Genomic DNA, 4,107 nt, shown 5'->3' on the forward strand with positions numbered 1-4,107 from the left:
GTTGTTCGATGCCATGCTGGTGCTGCAAAACACGGAGCAGGCCGAATTGGAGCTGGCGGGTCTGCAATGGACACCGTATCCGATCGAGAGCGGAGCAGCGAAATTCGACTTGACGCTGTCGGTCAGCGAGCACGAGCAGGGGATGCGATGCTCCCTGGAATATGTGTCGAAACTGTTCGAGCGGACGACGATCGAGCGCTGGGCGGGTCACTTCACCGAGCTACTGCGCCAAGCGATCCGTCATCCGCAAGTGATGCTGGGAAGCATCGAGGTGCTGACGGCTGACGAGCGGGAAGAGCTGCTGGTGACATTCAACGATACGACGGTGGAGCTGCCGGTGGAAGCGACGGTGCATACGCTGTTCGAACGGCAGGCTGCATGGACCCCGGATGCGGTAGCTGTGGCATTTGAAGATAAGCAGCTGACGTACCGAGAGTTGAACGAGCGGGCGAACCGCTTGGCGAGAAGATTGCAAGCACAAGGGGTGCAGCATGGGCAGTTGGTAGGCATCATGGCCGAACGCTCGCTGGAGATAATCGTGGGCATACTGGCGATACTTAAAGCCGGTGGAGCGTATGTGCCGATCGATCCCGAATATCCTCAGGAACGCATCTCCTATATGTTAGAGGATTCCGGGGCGAAGGTGCTGCTGATTCAGAAGCATTTGAAGGAGAGGGCTTCTTTTGCGGGAATCAATGTGGATCTGGAGGAAAAAGAGCCGTTGTCAGTCACAGAAGAATACTTTGCAAGTAGTGCGAACTTGGCAGTGGCGGCAATGGCCGACGATCTGGCCTACATCATCTACACGTCGGGTTCAACAGGAACGCCTAAAGGGGTATGCGTGACGCATCGCGGGGTTGTCAGACTTGTTTCGTCATCGAATTATGTGGACATTAGCGAACAAGACGTATTTTTGCAGGGATCGACGATTTCCTTTGACGCTGCGACGTTTGAGATATGGGGCAGCTTGCTGAATGGTGCGGCGCTGGCGATTTTGCAGCCTGGAAAATTGTCGCTAACGGACTGGGTGCAGGCGATTCAGCAGCATAACGTCAGTATTTTGTGGCTAACGGCTGGCTTGTTTCATGTGATGGTGGAAGAGCAGTTGGAAGGTTTGTACGGAGTGAAGCAACTGCTGGTTGGCGGTGACGTTGTTTCGAGGTCGCATGCGAAAAAAGTGTTGGAGCGATTCAGCGAAATACGGCTGATCAACGGTTACGGTCCGACGGAAAACACGACGTTTACGTGCTGCCATGAAATCCGCATGTCGGATGTGGAGCGCGCGTCGATTCCGATCGGCCGTCCGATCAGCAACACGCAAGTATACGTGCTGGGCAAAGCCAAAGAGATACTGCCTATTGGCGTGATTGGAGAGTTGTATACCGGTGGCAGCGGACTGGCACACGAATACTTGAACAATCCAGAGTTAACAGTGGCGAGGTTTGTGGAGCATCCGTATGAAGCGGGCGAGCGGTTGTACCGAACAGGCGATTTGGCCCGCTGGCTGCCGGATGGATCAATAGAGTATGCAGGTCGCATGGACGATCAGGTGAAAATCCGCGGTTACCGTATAGAGCTTGGAGAAATTGAAGCGCAGCTTCTTCGCGTAACGGACGTTCAGGAAGCGGTGGTCATCGCCCGCGAGGACGAAACCGGCCGGAAGACGCTGTGTGCGTACATCAGAGCGACACGTGATCTAAGGGTCGAAGAACTCCGAAACCCTCTGGCGCAAAAACTGCCAGGCTACATGATCCCGTCGTACTTCGTGCAGCTTGCGCAGATGCCCCTGACACCCAACGGCAAAGTAGATCGCAAAGCGCTGCCTGCGCCGGAAGGAGGCATAAGCGCGGGGACGGAATACGTCGCCCCGCGCACGGCCGAGGAGAAAGCGCTCGTGTCCGTTTGGCAGTCGGTGCTGGGCGTAGAGAAGATTGGCATCCTGGATCATTTCTTCGAGCTTGGCGGCGATTCGATCAAAGCGATTCAAGTCGCTTCACGGCTGCTGCAAGCCGGGTATAAGGTCGAGATGAAAGATCTATTCCGCTATCCGGTCGTCTCTGAGCTAAGCTCCCAGATGACGGCGGTCACTCGCCGTACGGAACAAGGAGAGGTGTCACGGTCCCCGTGCCGCTGACGCCGATCCAGCGCTGGTTCGTGCAGCTCGATCCCGTGGATCTGCATCATTTCAACCACGCGGTTCATGCTGCACCGGGAAGACCGGTTCGACATCGGAGCGCTGCGCCTGACGATGCAGCGCATCGCTAGGCATCACGATGCGCTGCGGATGATTGTCACGCAGACGGAAGAAGGCGGCTACGCGGCTTGGAACCGCAGCGTGGAAGACGGCGAAAGTTATCGTTTGGACGTATTTGACTTCCGTGACGAAGAGGCTTGGAGCCAGCGGGTCGAAACGGAGGCCGGCAAGCTGCAGGCCAGCTTCTCGCTGGCCGCCGGACCGCTCCTGAAACTGGGCTTGTTCCAGTGCCCGGACGGGGATCATTTGCTGATCGCGATTCATCATTGGGTCGTCGACGGAGTATCGTGGCGCATCCTTTTTGAGGATATAGCGACAGCTTACGAACAAGCGGCGCAAGGACAGGACATTCGGCTGCCGCTGAAAACGGACTCGTTTCAAACATGGTCGCAGCAGCTTGGCGCCTATGCGGCAAGTCCGGCGATGGAGACGCAGCGTGCTTACTGGCAGTCGGTTGTAGAGAAGGCGTAGTGCCTCTGCCTAAAGATGATGAGCAAAAGGCGTCCACGCTGGCTGCCAGCCGGACGCTGACGGTGGAGTGGTCGCAGGTACAGACGCAGCAATTGTTGAAAGAAGCACACCGGGCCTACGGGACGGAGGTCAACGATCTGTTGCTGGCCGCACTGGCAATGGCGGTTCAAGCGTGGAGCGGACTCGAACGCGTGGCGGTCTTGCTGGAAGGACATGGCCGAGAGACGATTGCGGCGGATGTGGATGTAAGCCGGACGGTCGGCTGGTTTACGAGCGCGTATCCGGTGGTGCTGGAGATCGAGCCGGAGATGAGCCTGGCGCAGCGGATTAAGCGCGTGAAGGAAACGCTGCGGGCGATTCCGCATAAAGGAATCGGCTACGGCCTCCTGCGCTACATGTCCGAGCCGAATGAGACGGAGTGGGCGTGCGATCCTGACATTACATTCAACTATTTGGGACAGTTTCGATCAGGATTTGGAGCACAGTGCGCTGCGAATCTCGCCGCTTTCTACAGGAGAGGCGATAAGCGGCAGAAGACAGCGTGCGGCGGCATTAGAATGCAACGGCATGATCGCGGATGGAGCACTTCGCCTGCACATCAGCTACAGCGCGGAGCAGTACCGCCAAGCGACGATGGAGCGCTTTGCGCACGAGTTGCAGATCAGCTTGCAAGAGCTGCTTGCCCATTGTGTGGTGCAGGAGAGGACGGAACTGACGCCAAGCGATGTGCTGCAGCCTGGCTTTACGCAAGAAGAGCTGGATGCGCTCATGCAGCGCAGCGCAGCGTTAGGTGAGATCGAAGAGGTGTACGCGCTGACGCCGATGCAGCAAGGGATGCTGTTCCACAGCCGTCTTGACCCGCAAGCTGGTGCCTACGTGAACCAGATCCATCTGACCCTGCAGGGCGAGCTGCAGCCGGCAGCGTTTGAACAAAGCTGGCAAACCGTCGTGCAGCGGCATGCGGTGCTGCGAACGAGCATTGACAGTCAGTGGCGAAGCGAACCGCTGCAAGTCGTGTACCGGAAGCGGCCGTTTACAATCACCTATCGCGATCTGACGATGCACGACGAGGGCGAGCAGGCAGCCTGCATAGCGCAGTGGAAGTCGGACGACCGGAAGCAAGGCTTTGCGGTAGCGTCGGAGAGCCTGATGCGTGTGGCGGTGCTCCGCACAGGAGAGCAAACCCACGAGGTGATATGGAGCTTCCATCACCTGTTGATGGACGGCTGGTGCTTGCCGCTGGTGATGGAAGAAGTATTGGGAATCTACAACGCCTTGCGCGCTGGAGAAGAGCCGCCGTTACGCAGCGTCCGCGCGTACCGCGACTATATCCGCTGGCTGTCCGAACAGGACGCGAATTCGGCACGAAGCTACTGGAAGGA

2 protein-coding genes and 1 pseudogene are annotated in these 4,107 nt (G+C 57.7%); all 3 read left to right on the forward strand.

Features of this window, described 5'->3' with window-relative positions; translation table 11 throughout:
• Positions 1-2,134, forward strand: a 2,134-nt coding sequence (locus tag AZ66_RS30240) for a non-ribosomal peptide synthetase (protein WP_156160116.1), incomplete at its 5' end; no start/stop codon positions are given.
• 114 nt (positions 2,135-2,248) lie between these two features.
• A pseudogene (locus AZ66_RS30250) lies at positions 2,249-3,519 on the forward strand (condensation domain-containing protein).
• The coding region (locus AZ66_RS30255; RefSeq protein WP_231587075.1) for a condensation domain-containing protein at positions 3,494-4,107 on the forward strand (614 nt) is incomplete at its 3' end. The pseudogene AZ66_RS30250 and the gene AZ66_RS30255, both read left to right, overlap by 26 nt.

The organism is Paenibacillus sp. E194 (assembly GCF_000935845.1).
In the GTDB taxonomy this organism is placed as follows: domain Bacteria; phylum Bacillota; class Bacilli; order Paenibacillales; family Paenibacillaceae; genus Paenibacillus_B; species Paenibacillus_B alvei_B.